This window comes from Amycolatopsis sp. cmx-4-83 (genome assembly GCF_046548815.1).
Taxonomy (GTDB): domain Bacteria; phylum Actinomycetota; class Actinomycetes; order Mycobacteriales; family Pseudonocardiaceae; genus Amycolatopsis; species Amycolatopsis pretoriensis_A.
Genome location: NZ_JAEBEF010000006.1, coordinates 189,271 through 206,697, shown reverse-complemented (window position 1 = coordinate 206,697; position 17,427 = coordinate 189,271). Strand labels below are relative to the sequence as shown.

The window sequence follows — 17,427 nt, the reverse complement described above, 5'->3', positions numbered from 1 at the left end:
CTACCCCTTCACGGCACCGGCGGTCGCGCCGGACACGAGCTTGCGCTGCACGAGCAGGAAGAAGATCAGCGCCGGGATGGCGTAGATGACCGACGCGGCCATCACCCCGCCCCAGTCGGTGGCGAACGCCGTGCGGAACGACGCCAGCCACACCGGCAGCGTCTCCTTCGGCTTGTCCTGGATGAAGACCAGCGCGAACAGGTACTCGTTCCACGCGGTGATGAAGCTGAACACCGACGTGGTGACCAGTCCCGGCCCGAGCAGCGGCAGCGTGACGCGGCGGAAGGCGCCGGTCTGGCTGCAGCCGTCGATCATCGCGGCCTCTTCCAGCTCGTACGGGATCCCGTTGACGAAGCCGTAGAGCATCCACACCGTGAACGGCAGCGTGGTGGCGAAGTAGATCAGCAGCAGCGACGGCAGCGTGTTGAGCAGCCCGGCGTCCCGCATCAGCAGGAACAGCGGGATGAACAGGGCCGACACCGGCGCCAGCTGCGCCACCATGACCAGCACCAGGAAGCCCTTGCGGCCGGTGAAGCGCAGCCGCGAGAGCGGGATCGCCGCGAGCGTCCCGGCGATCAGCGCGCACAGCACCGACCCGACGGTGACGATCAGGCTGTTCAGCAGGTACGTCGGGAAGTTGTCCTTGCCGAGCGCGGTGGCGAAGTTGCCGAACGAGAACGACGTCGGGATGAGGTCGTACTTCGGCGAGAGGATCTCGCCGGGCGTGCGCAGCGACGTGACGAACATCCAGTACGTCGGGAACACGATCGCCAGTGCGACCAGCACGCCGACCACCGAGAGCACGATCCGCTGCGACAGCGACTTCTTCACGACAGATCACCTTCCCGGGTCCGGGTGAGCAGCTGGATGTACCGGCCCGTGATGAGCGCGAGCACGATCAGCATCAGGGTCGCGATCGCGCCCGCCGCGCCGAAGTGGTTGCCCGCGATGCCCTTGAGGTACAGCACGACGGCCAGCGTGGTGCTCCCGCCGTCCGGGCCGCCCTCGCGGATCGCCCAGATCTGGGCGAAGGCGTTGAAGTCCCACAGCACCGACAGGAAGGTCACCATGGTGGTGATCGGCCGGATCGCGGGCCAGGTGACCGCGCGGAACGTCTGCCACGCGCTGGCGCCGTCGATGCCGGCGGCCTCGTACTGCTCGCGCGAGACGCCGATGATGCCCGCGTACAGCGAGAACGTCACGAACGGCACGGCCTGCCACACGATGAGCAGCCCGATCACGGCGAGCGTGCTGGGGCCGCTGGAGAACCACGAGAAGCCGATGAAGCCGTGGAAGCCCAGCCGGTCGAGGGTCTTGTTGAGGATGCCGTACTGCTGGTCGAAGATCCACTGGAACACGGTGGTCGTCGCGATCACCGGGGTGGCCCAGGCCAGCACCAGCGTCACCTGGACCATGATCCGCACGACCGGGCCGAGGTGGCGCATGAGCACCGCCAGCAGCAGGCCGCCGAGGATGGTGGCGGCCACGATGGCGGCGGTGAAGACCAGGGTCCGGAAGGTGATCGTCCAGAACTCCGGGTCCGAAAGCGTGTTCGTGTAGTTGTCGAACCCGATCCAGACCGTCTTGCCGGAGACGAGCTGGCCGATGTCGAGCTTGCGGAAGCTGATCGCGAGCACCTGGACCAGCGGCCAGGCGAGCAGCACCAGGATGGCCGCCAGGGCGGGGAGGAGCAGCAGGTACGGGAGGACCCGGTCGCCGAACCGGCCCCGCTTGCGCCGCTTGACCCCCGCGTCGCGCGGCGATGCCGGCGGGGTCGCCCCCGCCGGCATCGTCACATTCGCGGTCGCTGTCATCCGCCGATGAGCTTGTTCAGCGCTGCGTTGGCGTCGGCGGTCGCCTGGTCGAGCGTCTTCTTGCCGGTCAGGTACGCGGTCAGCATGTCCTTGACCGGGTTCTGGCCGGACTCCACGTCACCCCACTTCGGGCTGGCCGGCACGGCCTTGCCGTTCGTGGAGGCCTTCGCCATCACGCTGCCCAGCGGGTCCTTGTCCAGGCCCGTGAGGTCGGTCGACGTGCCCGGCACGACGCCGGCGGCGGCGAGCTGGCCCTGGTACTTCGCGCTGGAGAGCAGCTTGATGTACTCCTTGGCCGCGGCCACGTTCTTGCTGTTGGCCGGGATGGCCAGGTTCGAGCCGCCCAGGAAGACCGGGGCGCTCTGGCCGGCGGTCTTGCTCGGGATCGCGAAGGCACCCGTCTTGGCGGTCAGGCTCGCGTCGGTCTTCGCGGCCGTCGCCAGCTCCCACGGGAGGCCGATCATCATGGCCACCTTGCCGGCACCGTAGACGGTGGCCTGCTGCGGCTTGGCCTCGTCCGCGTCCTTCGGCGCCTTGGTGCCGGAGGTGTCGACGAGCTTCTTGTAGAACTCGAGGCCCGCCTTCGCACCGGCGCTGTCCAGCGTCGCCTTGAAGTTCTTGCCGTCGGCCTGCGCGATGTCACCTCCGTTGTCCCAGATGAAGGACAGCAGCGAGTACCAGTTCTGCCCCGGCATGTACAGCGCCTGGAAGTCGGGGTCCGAGCCGAACTTCGTCTTCAGCTTGGTGATCGCGTCGACCCACTCGTCGTTCGACGTCGGCGGCTTCGTGATGCCGGCCTGCTCGAACATGTCCTTGCGGTAGATGACCTCGCGGTTCGCCGCGTAGAACGGCACGCCGTAGGTCTTGCCGTCGTAGGTGCCCGAGTCGGCGAGGCCCTTCAGCCACTGCGCGCCGTTGAAGCTGTCCTTGTCCCCGGACAGGTCGGTCAGCACGCCTTCCTGCGCGGCGAAGGCCGCGGTCTGCGTGTTGCCGATCTCGATCACGTCCGGCGGGGTGCCGCCGGCCAGGGCGGTGGTCAGCTTCTGCTGGATGCCGTCCCACTGCTGGACTTCGTACTTGACCTTGACCCCGGGGTGCGCGGCCTCGAACTCCTTGTTCAGCGCGTCGGTCAGCGTGGCGGGCGCGGAGCCCGTCATCAGCCAGACCGTGACGTCGCCGGTGATCTGCGCGGGAGCACCGCTCGACGACGCGGCGGTGTCCGATCCGCTGGAGCCCGCGCACCCTGCGGTGGCGAGCGTGAGTGCGGCGGCGCCCGCCGCCAGCTTGAGCCAGCGTTTCACTCGATGCCGTCCTTTCGATACCCGGCCGCCACGGCCAGGCTCCCCAAATGGTGTAGACCAATGTTGGGGTTAGAGTGGTACGTACCACAGGCCCTGTCAAGGCGGTTGCCGGAACGTTGTAAACCCACCGGGCACTCTGACGCGGAGTAGTCACCCGGTCACCCGGTCGCCGCTTCCGGTGGGGGAAGTCGTCCGGATAGGAAGGTGTCCGGGCCGTTTTTCACCGCGAGGGAGCCGGAATCTCGCAGCCGGCGGTTCGGGGGCACGACGAAAGCCGCCCCGGGAAAGAACTCCCGGAGCGGTGGTTGCGGCGAAGCCGGCGTTTTCGCCGGTGGCGCCGCATGTCGGCGGGCGCGGTCCGCGGCGAGCAGCGCTTCGGGGCGGTAGGCGGCCGCGCGGGGTCAGTGCTGGTCAGCGCGACCGCGCCGGCCGGGTTCAGGCGGCGCGGGCTGCCTCCCCTTCGAGCGCGTCGGAGGGGCGCAGCATCCGCGCGGATCGGGCTCGGCGCCGATGACGAGCAGCCCGGCCGGCAGTGGCGAGCGGCCGTCTCGGTCGAGGTGGCGTGCACGAGCCCGTCGGCGCGCTCTACGGCCGTCAGGTAGCCGGTCCCTGCCCGGGTCGCGCCGGAGCGTTTCCGCAGGTCGCCGACCAGCCGTGCGCTCCGGCGAGAGTTCGTCGACGTGCGGCAGGATCGGCTCCACGTTCACTGGCAAACGACCCAAAGCCGCGACATTCTCCGCAAATGTACGAAATGGTTAGTTCGTCCTACCGCGATGAGCGCACCGTGGAAGGGCCGGGCTCGCGCGGGGGCCCGGGACGTCATGAACGACTCGTTCATGACGTCCGAGCGACCTGGGCAGCGAGGAGACCGCGACTCCGTCCACTGTGGACGACTAGAACGGCACGCCGAGGCCGCCGGCGTCGCGGAGCAGGTCACGGGCGCGCGTCACCGTGGAGCGCGCGGACCCGCCGTGCACGACCTCCCGGTCGATCTCGTCCAGGGCGTCGTGCACGGCGTCCTTCGCCGCCGGTGGCAGACGGGCCGCGTCGAGTCCGGTGCGGACCGTGCGGACCAGCTCGGTGACCTGGCGGGCGTCGAGGCCGCGGTGGATCTCCTGGTGTCCACCGTGGACGGTCTTGATGTCGCCGTGGACCGCGTTGGCGACCGTTGCGGCGCCGCTCGCGCGCCGACCATCCCGATCAGCACCACGACGCCACCCAGCCCGAACAGCGCGAAGCCGACCGCGCCGAGCGGAACGCCGTCGAAGACCTCCGGGCCGAGCAGCGGCGGCGACCCGGACGAGACCGAGTCGGAGCCCGCCTTGTTGAACCGGAAGATCACCGACACCCAGCTGCCGAACCCGGCCAGGATCGTCAGCAGCCCCAGCACCATCAGCACACAGCCGGTGCCCTTCCCGGTGGCCGGCAGAGTGATCGCTTCGCCTTCGGGCTTGGTGAACCCGTCGTCGTGGTGCTGCCGGTGCTCGTAGCTGTTGTTGACGTCGCGCCCGGCGTTGTTGCTCGTCCCGGCCGAGACGTCCCCGACGGAAACCCCGCCGGAGGACGACCGCTCCCACGTCCGCGTCTGCCGCGCGCCGCCCTCCCCGTCGGAGTAGACGGCGGCGACCGGGCCGAACTCGAGCCGGTCCCCGGTGCGCAGCGGGTGGTCCTGGCGCGGGGCCAGCCGCCGGCCGTTCACCCAGGTGCCGTTGCGCGAGCCGGCGTCGGCGACCCAGGTGCCGCGCCCGAACAGCCACGAACCCCGGCGCGCCGCCGGCCGCGCCCCGGACCCGCCGAGCGTTTCGATCCTCGCCTCGGCCATCGGCACTCCTCCCGCACGGCTCTCCGCCTTTCGAGGAAGAGCCGTGCGGCGGGTGAGGGGACATCCGGCGAACGGGTGAACCCGGTCAGACCTTCGGTGCCGGGCTGTCCGGGGTCTTCACCCGCTCCAGCAGGAGCTGGGCCACGTCGCGGACGTCGACGTTCTGCGCCTTCTGCTCGCTCTGGCGCTGGACCAAGCCGTCGGTGAGCATCACGCGGCAGAACGGGCAGCCGGTCACGATGGTTTCCGCGTCGGTCGCGATCGCTTCGTCCACGCGCTCGAGGTTGATGCGCTTGCCGATCTGCTCCTCCATCCACATGCGGGCGCCGCCCGCGCCGCAGCAGAGGGCGCGGTCGGCGTGCCGCGGCATCTCCGTGAGCTGGGCGCCCGCCGCGCCGACCAGGTCGCGCGGCGGGGTGTAGACCTTGTTGTGGCGGCCCAGGTAGCAGGGGTCGTGGTAGGTGACGCGCGGGCCGTCCTCGACGCCCTTCACCGGCGTCAGCTGCCCGCCGCGGACGAGGCGGTTGAGCAGCTGCGTGTGGTGCACGACCTCGTAGTGCCCGTACAGCTGCGGGTATTCGCGGCTGAGCGTGTTGAGGCAGTGCGGGCACGTCGTGACGATCTTGCGCAGCCGCGGTTCGCGGCCTTCGAACACGGCGTTGAGCGTCTCGGCCGTCTGCTGGGCCATCATCTGGAACAGGAACTCGTTGCCCGCGCGCCGCGCCGGGTCGCCGGTGCAGGACTCCTCGTTGCCGAGCACGACGTAGTTCACGCCGGCGATGTTCAGCAGCTCGGCCGTCGCGCGGACGGTCTTGCGGGCCTGGTCGTCGAACGCGCCCGCGCAGCCGACCCAGAAGACGTACTCGACGTCCTCCCCCAGCTCGCCGTCGAACACCGGGACGTCGAAGGGGAGGTCCTTCGTCCAGGCGAGCCGCTCGGAGTTGTTCTGGCCCCAGGGGTTGCCCTTGGTCTCCAGGTTCTTGAACAGCCCGCCCAGCTCGGTCGGGAACGCCGATTCGATCATCACCTGGTAGCGGCGCATGTCGACGATGTGGTCGACGTGCTCGATGTCCACCGGGCACTGCTCGACGCACGCGCCGCAGGTGGTGCACGACCAGAGGACGTCGGGGTCGATGACGCCACCGTCGGCCTCCGGGCCGACCAGCGGGCGCGCCTCCTCGTGCTCGGTGCCGGCGAGGATGTAGGGCGCCTCCTCGAAGAGGTTGTCGCGCAGGTTCATGATGACGAGCTTGGGCGACAACGGCTTCCCGGTGTTCCACGCCGGGCACTGCGACTGGCAGCGGCCGCATTCGGTGCACGTGGCGAAGTCGAGCATGCCCTTCCACGTGAAGTCGCCGATCTTGCCGCGGCCGAACGTGTCGTCCTCGCCCGGGTCCTCGAAGTCGATCGCGACGCCGCCGGACTCCATCGGCAGCAGCGGGCCGAGCGCGTCCGGCAGCCGCTTCGCCGAGACGTTGATCGGCGCGACGAAGATGTGCAGGTGCTTGGAGTAGAGCACGATCGACAGGAACACGAGCATGACGCCGATGTGCAGCAGCAGGCCGACGGTCTCGAGCACTTCGGTCGTCGAGTGCCCGAGCGGCTCAAGCAGGTTCCCGACGCCGAGGGAGACGTACGCGCCGTTGTCGTAGGGGAAGTTCCCGGACGCCGAAGAGGCGCCGCGGAAGAAGAACATCGTCCAGACGACGTTGAAGATCATGATCAGGATCAGCCAGGCGCCGCTGGTGTGCGAGCCGTAGAAGCGCGACGCGCGGTCCTTGCGCGCGGGGGCGTTCTTGATCCGGATGATCGTGAACACGCCCAGCGAGACGGCCACGGCGACGGCGATGAAGTCCTGGAGGAAGCCCAGCACCGCCCAGTGGCCGATCCACGGGATCGCGAACCGCTCGTCGAACAGGGCGCCGTAGGCCTCCAGGTACACCGAGGCCAGGATCACGAAGCCCCAGAAGGTGAAGAAGTGCGCGGCGCCGGGCACCGACCACTTGAGCAGCTTGCGCTGGCCGAACACCTCGCGCACCTGCGCGAGGAGGCGGGCGCCCAGTTCGTTCGACCGCTTCGCGTCGGGCTGGCCCGCCTTGATCAGCTGGTACAGGAAAGCCACTCGCTTGCCGGCGACGGCGAGGCCGACGACGGTCATGAGCAGACCGAGGATGAGACGAACGAGCACGAGTCCTCCGCGTCGTGATGGAAGGACCGGCTCAGTGCGAGCCGGTGTAGTACCGGCACGCCTTGCACGCGTACCGCATCTTCGCGACCCGCCAGTGTTTCCGGTACAAGTCGAGGTCGGCCGACCGGCGGACGCCGAGGCGCTGGTAGCGCCCGGGCCGCCGCCGTCCGGTTTCGTACTGCTCGGTCGCGCGGCCGAGGTGGGCGCGCCGCAGCACGCACCCCCGCGTCCGGCAGCGGCCGAGCGCGCCGCGGCAGAAGCGGTGCAGCAGCACGAGGTCGCCGCTGCTGTGCCTTTCGTGACCGATCCAGCCACAGTCACGGCCGAACCGGTCCGTGGCCCCGGTTGCGTGCCGTTCGCGGGCCGGCCTGCTTTCGGCCGGATCGATCACTTCTTCGACCACGCCGTAGCCGGGGTGGTCGCCCGGTCCGGTGAGCCGCACCGGCAGCCCGCAGTACGCGCATTTGAGCGTGCACGGAAGGCAGCCGGAGAGGTGCCGGATCCGCAGTTCGCGCCGGTCTTCGGAGCCGGGTCCTCGGACGCGCGACGCCATAGAGCCTCCCGGAACGACTGTGACCGGCACCACTGCCTGCTACTGGAGGGTAATGAGGAGATCACTTCGCGCGACAGGACCGAACAGCCTAGTTGCCCTGGGCTGTCCGGCGTAAAAATCCAGCAAAGGCAGACCTTACTGTCCGTAGAACGGACGCTTCACACCGCGGATCGTACGTTTGGCCCTGCTGCGGCGAGCGTGTCGCCCGCCACAATCCGGGCATGAGCTACCACCCGGTCCCTTACCAGCCCGCCCGGTTGCCCGACGACGAAGCCCTCGCCCAGGCCGCCGCGCTGCGGCAGCGGATGGAGGCCCGGCGCTCGGTCCGGATGTTCTCCGCCGACCCGGTCCCCGAGCGCGCGGTGCTGGACGCGATCGCGGTGGCGTCCACGGCGCCGAGCGGGGCGCACCAGCAGCCGTGGACGTTCGTCCTCGTCACCGACCCCGACGTCCGCCGCCGCCTCCGCGAAGCCGCCGAAGAGGAGGAGCGGATCTCCTACGACGGCCGCCTCGGCGAGGCGTGGCTCGACGCGCTGCGGCCGCTCGGCACGGACGCGGTGAAGCCGCACCTGACCGACGCGCCGTACCTGATCGTCGTGTTCCAGCAACGCTTCGCCCTCGACGACGACGGCGGCGTCCGCAAGCACTACTACGTCGACGAGTCGGTGGGCATCGCGGTCGGCATGCTGCTGACGGCGCTGCAGGTGGCCGGCCTGGCGGCGCTGACGCACACACCGTCCCCGATGCGCTTCCTCGGCGAGCTGCTCGGCCGCCCCCGCAACGAGAAGGCGTTCGCGGTGATCCCGGTCGGCTACCCGGCCGACGACTGCGTGGTCCCGGACCTGCAGCGCAAGCCCCTGGACGAGGTGCTGGTGCGAATCTAGCGACCGCGGCTCGAGCCCGGACCGCGGTCGATGAGCCGCAGAAACGTCAGAGGCCGGTCGGCTCGGTGAACGCCGGGCCGGACAAGCGGTCCACGCCGCGGTCTCGCCACCACTGCGCCTGGTCCGCGGTCTCCACGCCGGCGACCGCGACCTCCGCGCCGGTCTGGTGGGCCGCGGCGATCAGGGCCGTCAGCGACGGCTCGACCAGCGGGTGGGTGCGGCGCTCCACCAAGCTCGACGCGAGGCGGACCGTCCGGGCCGGGAACTCCGTCAGGCAAGTCGCGTCGCCGAGCTCGTGCAGCTCCGCCCGGACGCCGATCTCGGCCAGTACCTTGAGGTTGTCGGCCGCGTCGCCGGAATCCGACAGCAGCGCCGCCGCCGGGAAGCCGGGGCGGATGGCGGCCGGGGCCAGGCCGGTCGACTCCAGGACGCCGCGGATCTCGCCGACCAGTTCCGGGTCGGCCGCTTGCTGCGGCGTCAGCTCGACGGTGAGCGGGAGCTCGCTCCCGGATTCGAGCAGCCGCTCGGCCGCCGTGCGCAGGAGCCACGTGCCCAGCGGGAGGGCCAGCCCGGTCGCCGCCGCCAGGCGCACGCACGTGTCGTGCGCCAGCACCCCTTCGGCCGGGTGGTTCCACCGCAGCCGGGCCTCGACGCCGCGGGCGGAGCCGTCGGCCGCGGACACCAGCGTGCGGTAGCAGACCTCGATCTCGCCGTTCTCCCAGGCGCCCGCCATCCCCGCGGCCAGGCCGAAGTCGTGGCGGTCGCGCCGGTCCAGTTCGCGGTCGAACAGGCCCCACTGGCTGCCCGTGCGCTGCACGCGGCGCAGCGTCAGGTCCGACGCGTGCAGCAGCTCCACCGGCGTCACGTCGCGCGGCGGCCGGTGGACGACGCCGATCGCGGCCGCCACCGCGACCCCGCGCTGCCCGTCGACGTACTCCGGCTCCGCGAGGTCGTGGGTGATGCGGCGGACCAGCGTCAGCACGCCCGGCGTCTCCGCCCCGTTCTGCACCAGCACGCCGAATTCGTCGCCGCCGAGCCGGGCGACGAGCGCCTCCTCGCCGTCGAAGATCGTCTTGAGCTTCGCCGCGACCCCGCGCAGCACGCGGTCGCCGAGCTCCTGGCCGAGGCCGCCGTTGATCCGGGAGAAGCCGTCGAGGTCGAGGTGGAACAGCGTGACGCCGCGCGCCGGGTCGGCGTCGCGCAGCAGGGTTTCCAGGCGGGTGCTGAAGAACTGGCGGTTCGGCAGCCCGGTGAGGACGTCGTGCAGGGCCTGGTGGGACAGCCGCCGCTGCAGCAGCGAGACCTCGGTGTCGTCGTCGACGATCGTCAGTAGCTGCCTCGGCTTGCCGAGGGCGTCCCGGATCACCGACGCGGCGAACGTGGCCCACATCGGTTCGCCGTCCTTGCCGACCAGCCGCCGCCCGGTGCGCAGCCGGTGCAGCTTGCCCGCCACCAGCTCGCGGTAGGCGTCCCGCAGCTGCTCGACGTCCTCCGGGTGCACCAGGTCGAACAGGCTCAGCGCGCCGATCTCGGCCGGCGTGCGGTTGAGCGTCTTGGCGAGTGACGCGTTGGCCCGCAGCACGCGGCCGTCCAGCTCGGTGAGCGCGACGCCGCTGGCCGAGCCGGCGAACACCTCCTCGAACTGCGCGCGCGTGATGACCTGCTTCTGGCGCGTCTCCTGCTCCACCTTCAGCAACGCGCGGCTCAAGCCTTCCTGGCGCTTCTGGATGTCCTCGCGCTGCATCTCGCCGTAGCCGGAGCTGAGCGCGCCGAGCACCAGCACCACCCGTTCGGCGAGCCCGTCGACGCGGTGCAGTTCCGGCTCGCGCAGCAGCGCCTTGCCGAGCACCTCCAGGCTGCGGCGCAGGCTGTCCGTGCCGACGCAGCGCAGTTCGACGAGCCGGCCGCCCGCGGTCGCGGCCGCGCCGAGGTCGGGCGGGTCGGCGGCGACGGCGTCGAACAGCGTCGTGACGAGGAGGCCCAGCTCGCGCTCGATCTCCTCGGGCGTGTGCGGCAGGTACGCCGTGGTGCTGATCAGGTAGCCCCACTTGCGCGCGAGCGTGCCGAGCCGCCGCGCCGCTCGTTCGGCGGACGGCTTCTGCCGCGGGTGATCACCACGGGGTTGGGGAGCAGTCACCTCAGCCTGTCCTGGGTTCGACGGACGCACTCCGGTCGGTGGGCCGATTTATCTTGGCGCGAAAAGGCGTCCGGCGCACGAAACAGCATTCATCCAATCGAGTGATAACCCTGCGGAGCGATCCCCAGGGCGGATTGCAACCACGTACGGGTGGCGTCCCGGTAATCGGCGGCGTTTTCGTGCAACGCAACGGAATGTCCCGCGCCCGGGAGGACGTACATCGACAGCTTCGACGGGTCGGCGTAATACGGCGCCTCCTGCGCCCGCACCACATCGGGACGGGTGCAGTCACGCAGCGCGAGCAGGCCGCAGAAAAGAACGTCCTTTTCCCCCACCACCTGCAAAACCGGTGCGGTAATTCCCTTCGTCGCCGGCAGCACGATCCCGAACAGCGCCACCGTGCCCATCCCGGGCACCGAAACCTGGTCCTTGGTCGCCTCGTCCGCCGCGATCACGGCGGGATCGGCATCACCACCGGCGTAGAACAACCCAGCGCGGGCGCCCGGCCTCGTCGTGAAGTACAGCGGGTCGCTGCCGAGCTTGCCCAGCTGCCCGTCGAGCAGGGCCGGCTGCAGGCCCAGCGCGGCGCCGAGCGCGAGCACCGGCAGCGCCGGCAGGTGTGTGATGCCGGTCAGGACCACGCCGTCGACGTCGTGGTAGGTCGACGCCTCCACCGCGACCACGCCGGAGCCGACCGAGTGCCCGACGATGACCACCTTCGCGAACGGGACCCCGCCGACGCGCCCGGCGCGCAGGTGGCCGACGACCTCGTGCATCGACTCGGCGGCGGCCCAGACCGACAGCGGCAGGCTCAGCGGGTGGCTGCTGCGGCCCGCGCCGAGCTGGTCCGCGGCGAACGTCGCGTAGCCGTGGGTGGCCATGTCTCGCTGGTAGGAGTAGCGCTGCGGTTCGTAGGGCAGGTCCCAGTACGCGCTGTTGTACGTCCCGCCGTGCACCAGCAGCTGGACGGTGTCGGGCGCCTCGCCGGCGGGCAGGCACAGCCGGCCGTGCACGGTCGCGGGCGCGCCCGGCACCAGCGGCGGCAGCCCCGGTCCGGTGACGGGGAGATCCGTGTCGGTGCACGAGATGGCGGCGGCCTCGGCGGGCATCGCGGCGGTCAGCGAGGCGAGCAGCACCCCGCAGGCGAACAACGCGGACGTCAGCTTGACCGGCAGTCTCACGCCGTACTCCTCCGGATGGGGCGGGCTGTTCGGACCCGAGAACACTACACCCGGTAGTGGAACCGGCACCGTCAGGTCCGCGGCACCACGGTCATCGGCAGGCGGTTCGGCTGCATCGTCGCCTTGAGCTGCGCGTACACCTTCTTGCCCGGCACCGGGACCAGGCGCCAGCGCGCCCCGATCGTCGCGGCGACGATGCCGATCTCCGTCGGCGCGAAGACGTGCCCCGGGCACAGCCGCGCGCCCGCGCCGAACGGGATGTACGCGCCCTTGGGCAGTTCCGCGGTGTGGCCCGGGGTCCAGCGGTCCGGGTCGAACCGGTCCGGGTCCGGGAACCAGCGCGGGTCCCGGTGCAGCGTGTGCTGGCTGACCGCGACCTCGGTGCCCGCCGGGATCCGGACACCGCCGAGCAGGACGTCCTCGCGGGCGCGGCGCATGAGGATCAGCGGCGGGGTGCGGCGGACGATCTCTTTCACGATCTGGTGCGTGTAAACGAGATCCGGCAGGTCTTCGAAACGCGCGGCCCGCCCGCCGAGGACTTCGTCGACCTCCGCGTGGAAGCGCCGTTCGACTTCCGGGTGCTGCCCGAGCTCGTGGAAGAACCAGGCGAGCGCGACGGCGGTGGTCTCCGCGCCGGTGGTGAGGATCGTGATGACCTCGTCGTGCACCTGGCGGTCGGACATGCCCTCGCCGGTGTCTTCGTCGCGGGCCAGCAGCAGCATCGAGAGCAGGTCGCCGTGGTCGGCGCCCTGTTCACGGGCCGCGACGACGGTTTCGCCGATGACGTCCCGCAGGCGCGCGGCGGCGGCGTCGAACCTGCGGTTGGGCGGGATGGGCAGGCGTTCCACGAACTTCGGCGAGAACGCCCGGACCAGCACGTACTTCAGCATGACCGGGATCGACCGCTGGATCTCGGCCAGCGCTTCGGCGCCGAGCGCGGTGGAGAACAACGTCTGCCCTGCGATGGTGAGCACGAGCTCCTGCATCCGCCGGTCGAACTCGACGACTTCGCCGGGCTGCCAGGACTTCGCCAGCTCGTCGGCCAGTTTCGTCATCGTGTTCTCGGCGTAGCCCGCGAGCCGGGTGCGGCCGAACGCGGGCATCACCAGGCGGCGCTGACGGCGGTTCAGCTCACCGTTGGAGGTGGCCAGCCCGTCGCCGAAGAGCGGGCGCATCTTGTCGAAGACCAGGCCCTTGTCGAACTTGTCGGCGTCGGTGGCGAGCACCTGCCAGGCCAGCTCCGGCGTCGTCACCACGTGCACCGGCAGCGGGCCGAGGTGGAGTTTGACGACTTCTCCGTGCGCGGGCAGGGAAGTGAAGAGCTTCAGCGGGTCGCGCAACAGGGGCACGGTGTGCCCGAGCACGGGCCAGCGCCCGGGGACGTTCGTCATGGCCTCGTCTCCTCGTGACCGCGTCACCTTAGCGGGCGACGCGGGCCGCGGCTGTCACTCCACACGAACGGAGGAGGGCGCTACACTCCCGCTCTCCAGAATGGGCGAGGGCAGGAGGTCCCGTGACCGGGGAATCGAGCTGGGTACCGCCGGAGATCGACACCTCGGTGCCGAACCCGGCGCGGGTGTACGACTTCTGGCTCGACGGCGACCACAACTTCGCCGCGGACCGCGCGCTCGGCGAGCAGATCCTCAAGATCATGCCGGGCGTCCGCGACGCGGCCCGCCTCAACCGGGCCTTCCTCCGCCGCGCGGCCCGCTACCTCGTCGGTCAGGGCGTCCGGCAGTTCCTCGACATCGGCTCCGGCATCCCGACGGCGGGCAACCTGCACGAGATCGTCCAGCAGGCCGACCCGTCGTGCCGGGTGGTGTACGTCGACCGCGAGTCGGTCGCGGTCGCGCACAGCGAACTGCTCCTGCAGGGCAACGACAACTGCCTGGTCCTGCAGGCCGACCTGCGCGACGTCAACGACGTCTTCGACGGCGCGGGCAAGCTCCTCGACCTGGACGAGCCGGTCGCCGTGTTCATGTTGCTGCTGCTGCACTTCGTCCCGGACTCCTGGGACCCGGCGAGCATCGTGGCCCGCTACCGCGACCGCCTCGCACCGGGCAGCTTCCTGGCGGTCACGCACGTCGCGGCCGACTCGGAGTCGCAGCGCCTCGACGAGGCGGTCGAGGTGTACAAGAGCAACCAGAACCAGCAGAACCAGCCGGTCCCCCGCACCCACGACGAGGTCCTCGCCTTCTTCGACGGCTTCGAGGTGGTGGAACCCGGCGTGGTCGGCTGCGCGATGTGGAAGCCCGAGGGCGCCGGCGACATGTCGGACGACCCGGCGATCAACGCGCTGCCCTACGCCGGGCTGGGCCGGAAACCTTAGCGCCCGGCCCTCACCGCAGGGAGAACGTCGCCAGGTTCACCGGGCCGTCGAACGTGAGGTAGACGTCGTGGTGGCCGGTCGCCGCCGCCAGCGCCGCCGTCACCGTCGTGTACGCGTAGTGGTCGCCCGTGGCCGGTACCGCCGCCGTGCCCAGGACGCGGCCCGTCGGTGCGTCCAAGTGCACCGTGACCTCGGCCGGCGCCGAAGCCGACACCGAAGCCGAGAACCGCGCCGGGCCGGTCAAAGCGACGTTGCGGTAGGCCAGCCAGCTCCCGGCCACCGCCGCCACCGAGGTGCCGGACGTCTTGGCCGTGTCCGTCAACGTCGTGCCGGCGTAGTCGTCGAAGTTCTCCGCCGGGGTCGGCCGGCTCAGGTCGCGGGGCAGCGCGCGCTCCCCCGGCACGTACACCGGCTGCGCCGCGGAAAGGTCGGCCGCGTTGTGCCCCACGGAGAACTCGCGCACCCCGGCCGCCACCGCGGACCGTCCCCGCGAGACGTCCCACGACGCCAGTTCCGACACCGGGACCGAGAACCGGACCGTGCGGGTTTCCCGCGGTGCCAGTGTCACGCGCTCGAAGTCGCGCAGCCGCTGCACCCCGGAGTCCTTCGAGTACAGCTGGACGACGTCACTCCCGGCCCGGCTGCCGGTGTTCGTCACGTCCACGCTCACGCGCACCGACGAACCGGCCGGCGACGCCCGCACCGCGCCGTAGCGGAAGCTCGTGTAACTGAGCCCGAACCCGAAGGGGTACAACGGCTTCCCGCGGTAGTACTGGTAAGTCATCCCGGTCTTCGCGATGTCGTAGTCGAGGATGCTCGGCAGTCCCGCGTCGGACGCGTACCACGTCTGCGTGAGACGCCCGCTCGGGTTGACGTCGCCGAAGAGGACGTCGGCGATCGCGTGCCCGGTCTCCTGCCCGGCGTGGCTGGTCCACACGACACCCGGCACGGGCAGCGTGTCCCAGCCGGTCGTCGGGTAGCTGTTCTCCGCCACGACCACCGTGTGCGGGTTGACCTTCGCGACCGCCTCGATCAAGGCGCGCTGCGCGGGAGCCAGCGTGGTGCTGATCCGGTCGTTCGCCTCGCGGCCGTTGATGAACGGCATGCTCCCGACCACCACGACGGCGGTCGACGCGCCGCGGGCCGCGCCGACGGCCGAGGAAATGCCGCTGACGAGCACGTCCCGGCCGAACTTCGTGGCGTGCGCGGCGTCCGGGGCGGAGATCGTCAGGACGCCGTCCGCGCCGACGACGGCGAAGCGGTTCGGCCCGAACCACGGCTCGGTCACTTCGTTGCCCGCGTACTCGAGCACGTAGCTGCCGTCCGGCTGCGGGTCGAGCTTGAGCTGCTGCTGCACGAACCACCCGGACGGCTGCTCCGCGTCGTTCACCAGCGCACCACCGGAATAGCTCAGGAACCGCCCGTTCACGGCGGCGCGCAGGGTGTTCTTGCCCGCGCCCCAGTCGTAGACGTCGAACGACTCGGCCGTGCCCGCGGTGGTCGCCCCCGCGGTCACCTTGCCGGGCGTCGCGGGAGCGGTCAGGTAGCGGCCCGTCGCGAGGTCCTTCAGCGCGATGCGGTCGACGCCTTCGGAAGACGCGACCGGGACGCCGAGCCGCTCGGCGATGCCCTGCTTCGGCGTCACGCGGTACGGCATCGTGCCGCTGTACCAGTCTTCGTACAGCGTGTCCGACAGCGGGCCGACGACCGCGACCTTCCCGGCCGCGGCCAGCGGCAGCGCGTTCCGGTCGTTGCGCAGCAGCACGACCTGCTCGGCCGCGGCCTTGCGGGCGAGGGCCTGGTGCGCGGGGGAATTGATCACCGCCGGGGTGATCTTCGCGTACGGGTTGCGGCCCGGCGGGTCGAACTCGCCGAGCCGGAACCGCAGCGAAAGCAGGTGGCGGTCGGCCTTTTCGACGTCGGCCATGCTCAGCAGCCCGCGCTCGAGGGCCTCCTTGACCGCGGCGGCCGTGATCGAGCCGTCGGTGTCGTTGTCGGTGAAGCTGTCGAGCCCGGCCTTGATCGCCGCCGCGTCCGCCTCGGCCTTGGTGGCGTAGTACTTCTCGGAGTTGACCAGGTTGGACGGTGCGCCCGCGTCGCTGACGACGGCGATGTCCTGGGGCGCCCACTTCCGCAGCGCGCCGCCGAGGTCCGGGCTGACCGTGTTCGGGCGGCCGTTCACCAGGTTGTACGACGGCATGACCGCGTTGGCCGCCCCGGCTTCGAGCGGGATCTTGAACGCCTGCTCGTCGTAGTCGTGCAGGATCTTCGTCGGCACCGAGGAGTTGCTGGTGTCGCGGCTGACTTCGTTGTTGTAGGCGAGGTAGTGCTTCAACGTCGGGGCGGCCTGCAGGTAGCGCGGGTCGTCGCCCTGGATGCCGCGGCCGTACGCGGTCGCGAGCTCGCCGGTGAGGTGCGGGTCCTCGGAATAGCCCTCTTCGTTGCGGCCCCAGCGCGGGTCGCGCAGCAGGTTGACGACCGGGGCCCAGAGGTTGAGGCCCCACAGCGTCGGGTTCCGCGCGTTGAAGCCGCGCGCCTCCTGCCCCACCGCCGAACCCACCTGCTTGACCAGCGCCGGATCCCACGTCGAGGCCAGGCCGACCGCCTGCGGGAACACGGTCCCGTCGGCCTTGACGACCGCGCCGTTGTTGTCGTAGTCGGTCGACCAGGCCACCCCGTGCAGTGCCTCGGTGCCGGTCTTGAACACGCCGATGCCGAGCCGCGGGATGGCCGGCTGGTACTGGTGCAGCAGCGAGATCTTCTCGTCGGCGGTCAGCCGGGACAGCAGGTCGTCGATCCGCGCGGCCACCGGCAGCGCCGGGTCGCGGAACGGCGGCGGGGGCGCCGCGAGCGCCGGCGACGGGGCCAGCAGCAGGGTCGCGGTGACCACCGGGACGAGGGCGCGGCGGAACGGGGACAGGCGCACGGACGGCCTCCGGTTTCGTCGAATCGTTTCGACGGCACGGCGCGGAACATTCGCGTCGAGGGTGGGGATGCGACGACTATTACAGCCACGCCGACGGATGGTCAAGACTCACTGGATGCGCTCCCAGCAACTCCGGCCGACCGGCCGAATCTACGCTCTGAGCTGCGGGAAGAACCGTCATCAGCGGCGTTCGACAATTTCGACGAACAACACTGCCGTCGAATGGGAATCGAATTCGCGGGAACCGCGAATCACGCTTGTGTTTCCGGCGGGTGTCACTTACCTTCATGCC

General features: G+C 70.6%; 12 protein-coding genes. 2 read left to right on the top strand and 10 right to left on the bottom strand.

The window, feature by feature from the left end; all coding sequences use genetic code 11:
• The 6 genes from ACLJQM_RS19815 to ACLJQM_RS19790 form a co-directional block, all read right to left on the bottom strand.
• The gene (locus tag ACLJQM_RS19815) at positions 1 to 831 is read right to left on the bottom strand and encodes a carbohydrate ABC transporter permease (protein WP_247023720.1); all 831 of its coding nucleotides are present in this window, start codon (positions 829 to 831) and stop codon (positions 1 to 3) included.
• Entirely contained in the window at positions 828 to 1,814 is a 987-nt protein-coding gene (locus ACLJQM_RS19810; protein WP_360769425.1) for a carbohydrate ABC transporter permease, read from the bottom strand. The genes ACLJQM_RS19815 and ACLJQM_RS19810 overlap by 4 nt, the downstream gene beginning before the upstream one ends.
• A complete protein-coding gene (locus ACLJQM_RS19805) occupies positions 1,811 to 3,115 on the bottom strand; it encodes a sugar ABC transporter substrate-binding protein (RefSeq protein ID WP_247023721.1) in 1,305 nt (434 codons plus the stop codon). Before ACLJQM_RS19805 ends, ACLJQM_RS19810 begins: the two co-directional genes overlap by 4 nt.
• Positions 3,116 to 4,061: 946 nt before the next feature.
• Positions 4,062 to 4,937, bottom strand: coding sequence for an FHA domain-containing protein (locus ACLJQM_RS19800; RefSeq protein WP_410632298.1), 876 nt, complete (start codon positions 4,935 to 4,937; stop codon positions 4,062 to 4,064).
• A gap of 85 nt (positions 4,938 to 5,022) precedes the next feature.
• Complete coding sequence (locus ACLJQM_RS19795; RefSeq protein ID WP_247023724.1) at positions 5,023 to 7,125, bottom strand: (Fe-S)-binding protein; 2,103 nt, start codon at positions 7,123 to 7,125, stop codon at positions 5,023 to 5,025.
• 31 nt (positions 7,126 to 7,156) lie between these two features.
• Positions 7,157 to 7,678: a hypothetical protein gene (locus ACLJQM_RS19790; RefSeq protein WP_360769435.1), complete on the bottom strand. Its 522-nt coding sequence runs from the start codon at positions 7,676 to 7,678 to the stop codon at positions 7,157 to 7,159.
• Positions 7,679 to 7,899: 221 nt separating this feature from the next.
• Between ACLJQM_RS19790 and ACLJQM_RS19785 the strand changes: the two genes are divergently transcribed.
• Positions 7,900 to 8,562 carry a nitroreductase family protein gene (locus ACLJQM_RS19785; protein ID WP_410632297.1) on the top strand — a complete coding sequence of 221 codons (663 nt, stop codon included), beginning with the start codon at positions 7,900 to 7,902 and terminating at the stop codon, positions 8,560 to 8,562.
• Between the two features lie 46 nt (positions 8,563 to 8,608).
• Here ACLJQM_RS19785 and ACLJQM_RS19780 read toward each other — a convergent pair whose 3' ends face one another.
• The 3 genes from ACLJQM_RS19780 to ACLJQM_RS19770 all read right to left on the bottom strand — a co-directional run bounded on the left by ACLJQM_RS19780 (position 8,609) and on the right by ACLJQM_RS19770 (position 13,271).
• A complete protein-coding gene (locus ACLJQM_RS19780; protein WP_410632296.1) occupies positions 8,609 to 10,699 on the bottom strand; it encodes an EAL domain-containing protein in 2,091 nt (696 codons plus the stop codon).
• Between the two features lie 89 nt (positions 10,700 to 10,788).
• Positions 10,789 to 11,880 carry an alpha/beta hydrolase gene (locus tag ACLJQM_RS19775; protein WP_410632295.1) on the bottom strand — a complete coding sequence of 364 codons (1,092 nt, stop codon included), beginning with the start codon at positions 11,878 to 11,880 and terminating at the stop codon, positions 10,789 to 10,791.
• A 71-nt stretch (positions 11,881 to 11,951) separates the two neighbouring features.
• Entirely contained in the window at positions 11,952 to 13,271 is a 1,320-nt protein-coding gene (locus ACLJQM_RS19770; protein ID WP_410632294.1) for a cytochrome P450, read from the bottom strand.
• A gap of 122 nt (positions 13,272 to 13,393) precedes the next feature.
• On the opposite strand from ACLJQM_RS19770, the gene ACLJQM_RS19765 reads away from it, so the two are divergent.
• A complete protein-coding gene (locus ACLJQM_RS19765; RefSeq protein WP_247023730.1) occupies positions 13,394 to 14,209 on the top strand; it encodes an SAM-dependent methyltransferase in 816 nt (271 codons plus the stop codon).
• Between the two features lie 10 nt (positions 14,210 to 14,219).
• Here the strand turns inward: ACLJQM_RS19765 and ACLJQM_RS19760 are convergent, their stop codons facing one another.
• Positions 14,220 to 17,135, bottom strand: coding sequence for a glycoside hydrolase family 3 C-terminal domain-containing protein (locus ACLJQM_RS19760; protein ID WP_410632293.1), 2,916 nt, complete (start codon positions 17,133 to 17,135; stop codon positions 14,220 to 14,222).
• Positions 17,136 to 17,427: the final 292 nt, after the last annotated feature.

Excerpts from the sequence above, each read along its gene's own strand:
- ACLJQM_RS19810 (WP_360769425.1), bottom strand. The coding sequence starts at position 1,814 with ATGACAGCGACCGCGAATGTGACGATGCCGGCGGGGGCGACCCCGCCG.
- ACLJQM_RS19800 (WP_410632298.1), bottom strand. The coding sequence starts at position 4,937 with ATGGCCGAGGCGAGGATCGAAACGCTCGGCGGGTCCGGGGCGCGGCCG.
- ACLJQM_RS19790 (WP_360769435.1), bottom strand. The coding sequence starts at position 7,678 with ATGGCGTCGCGCGTCCGAGGACCCGGCTCCGAAGACCGGCGCGAACTG.
- ACLJQM_RS19785 (WP_410632297.1), top strand. The coding sequence starts at position 7,900 with ATGAGCTACCACCCGGTCCCTTACCAGCCCGCCCGGTTGCCCGACGAC.
- ACLJQM_RS19770 (WP_410632294.1), bottom strand. The coding sequence starts at position 13,271 with ATGACGAACGTCCCCGGGCGCTGGCCCGTGCTCGGGCACACCGTGCCC.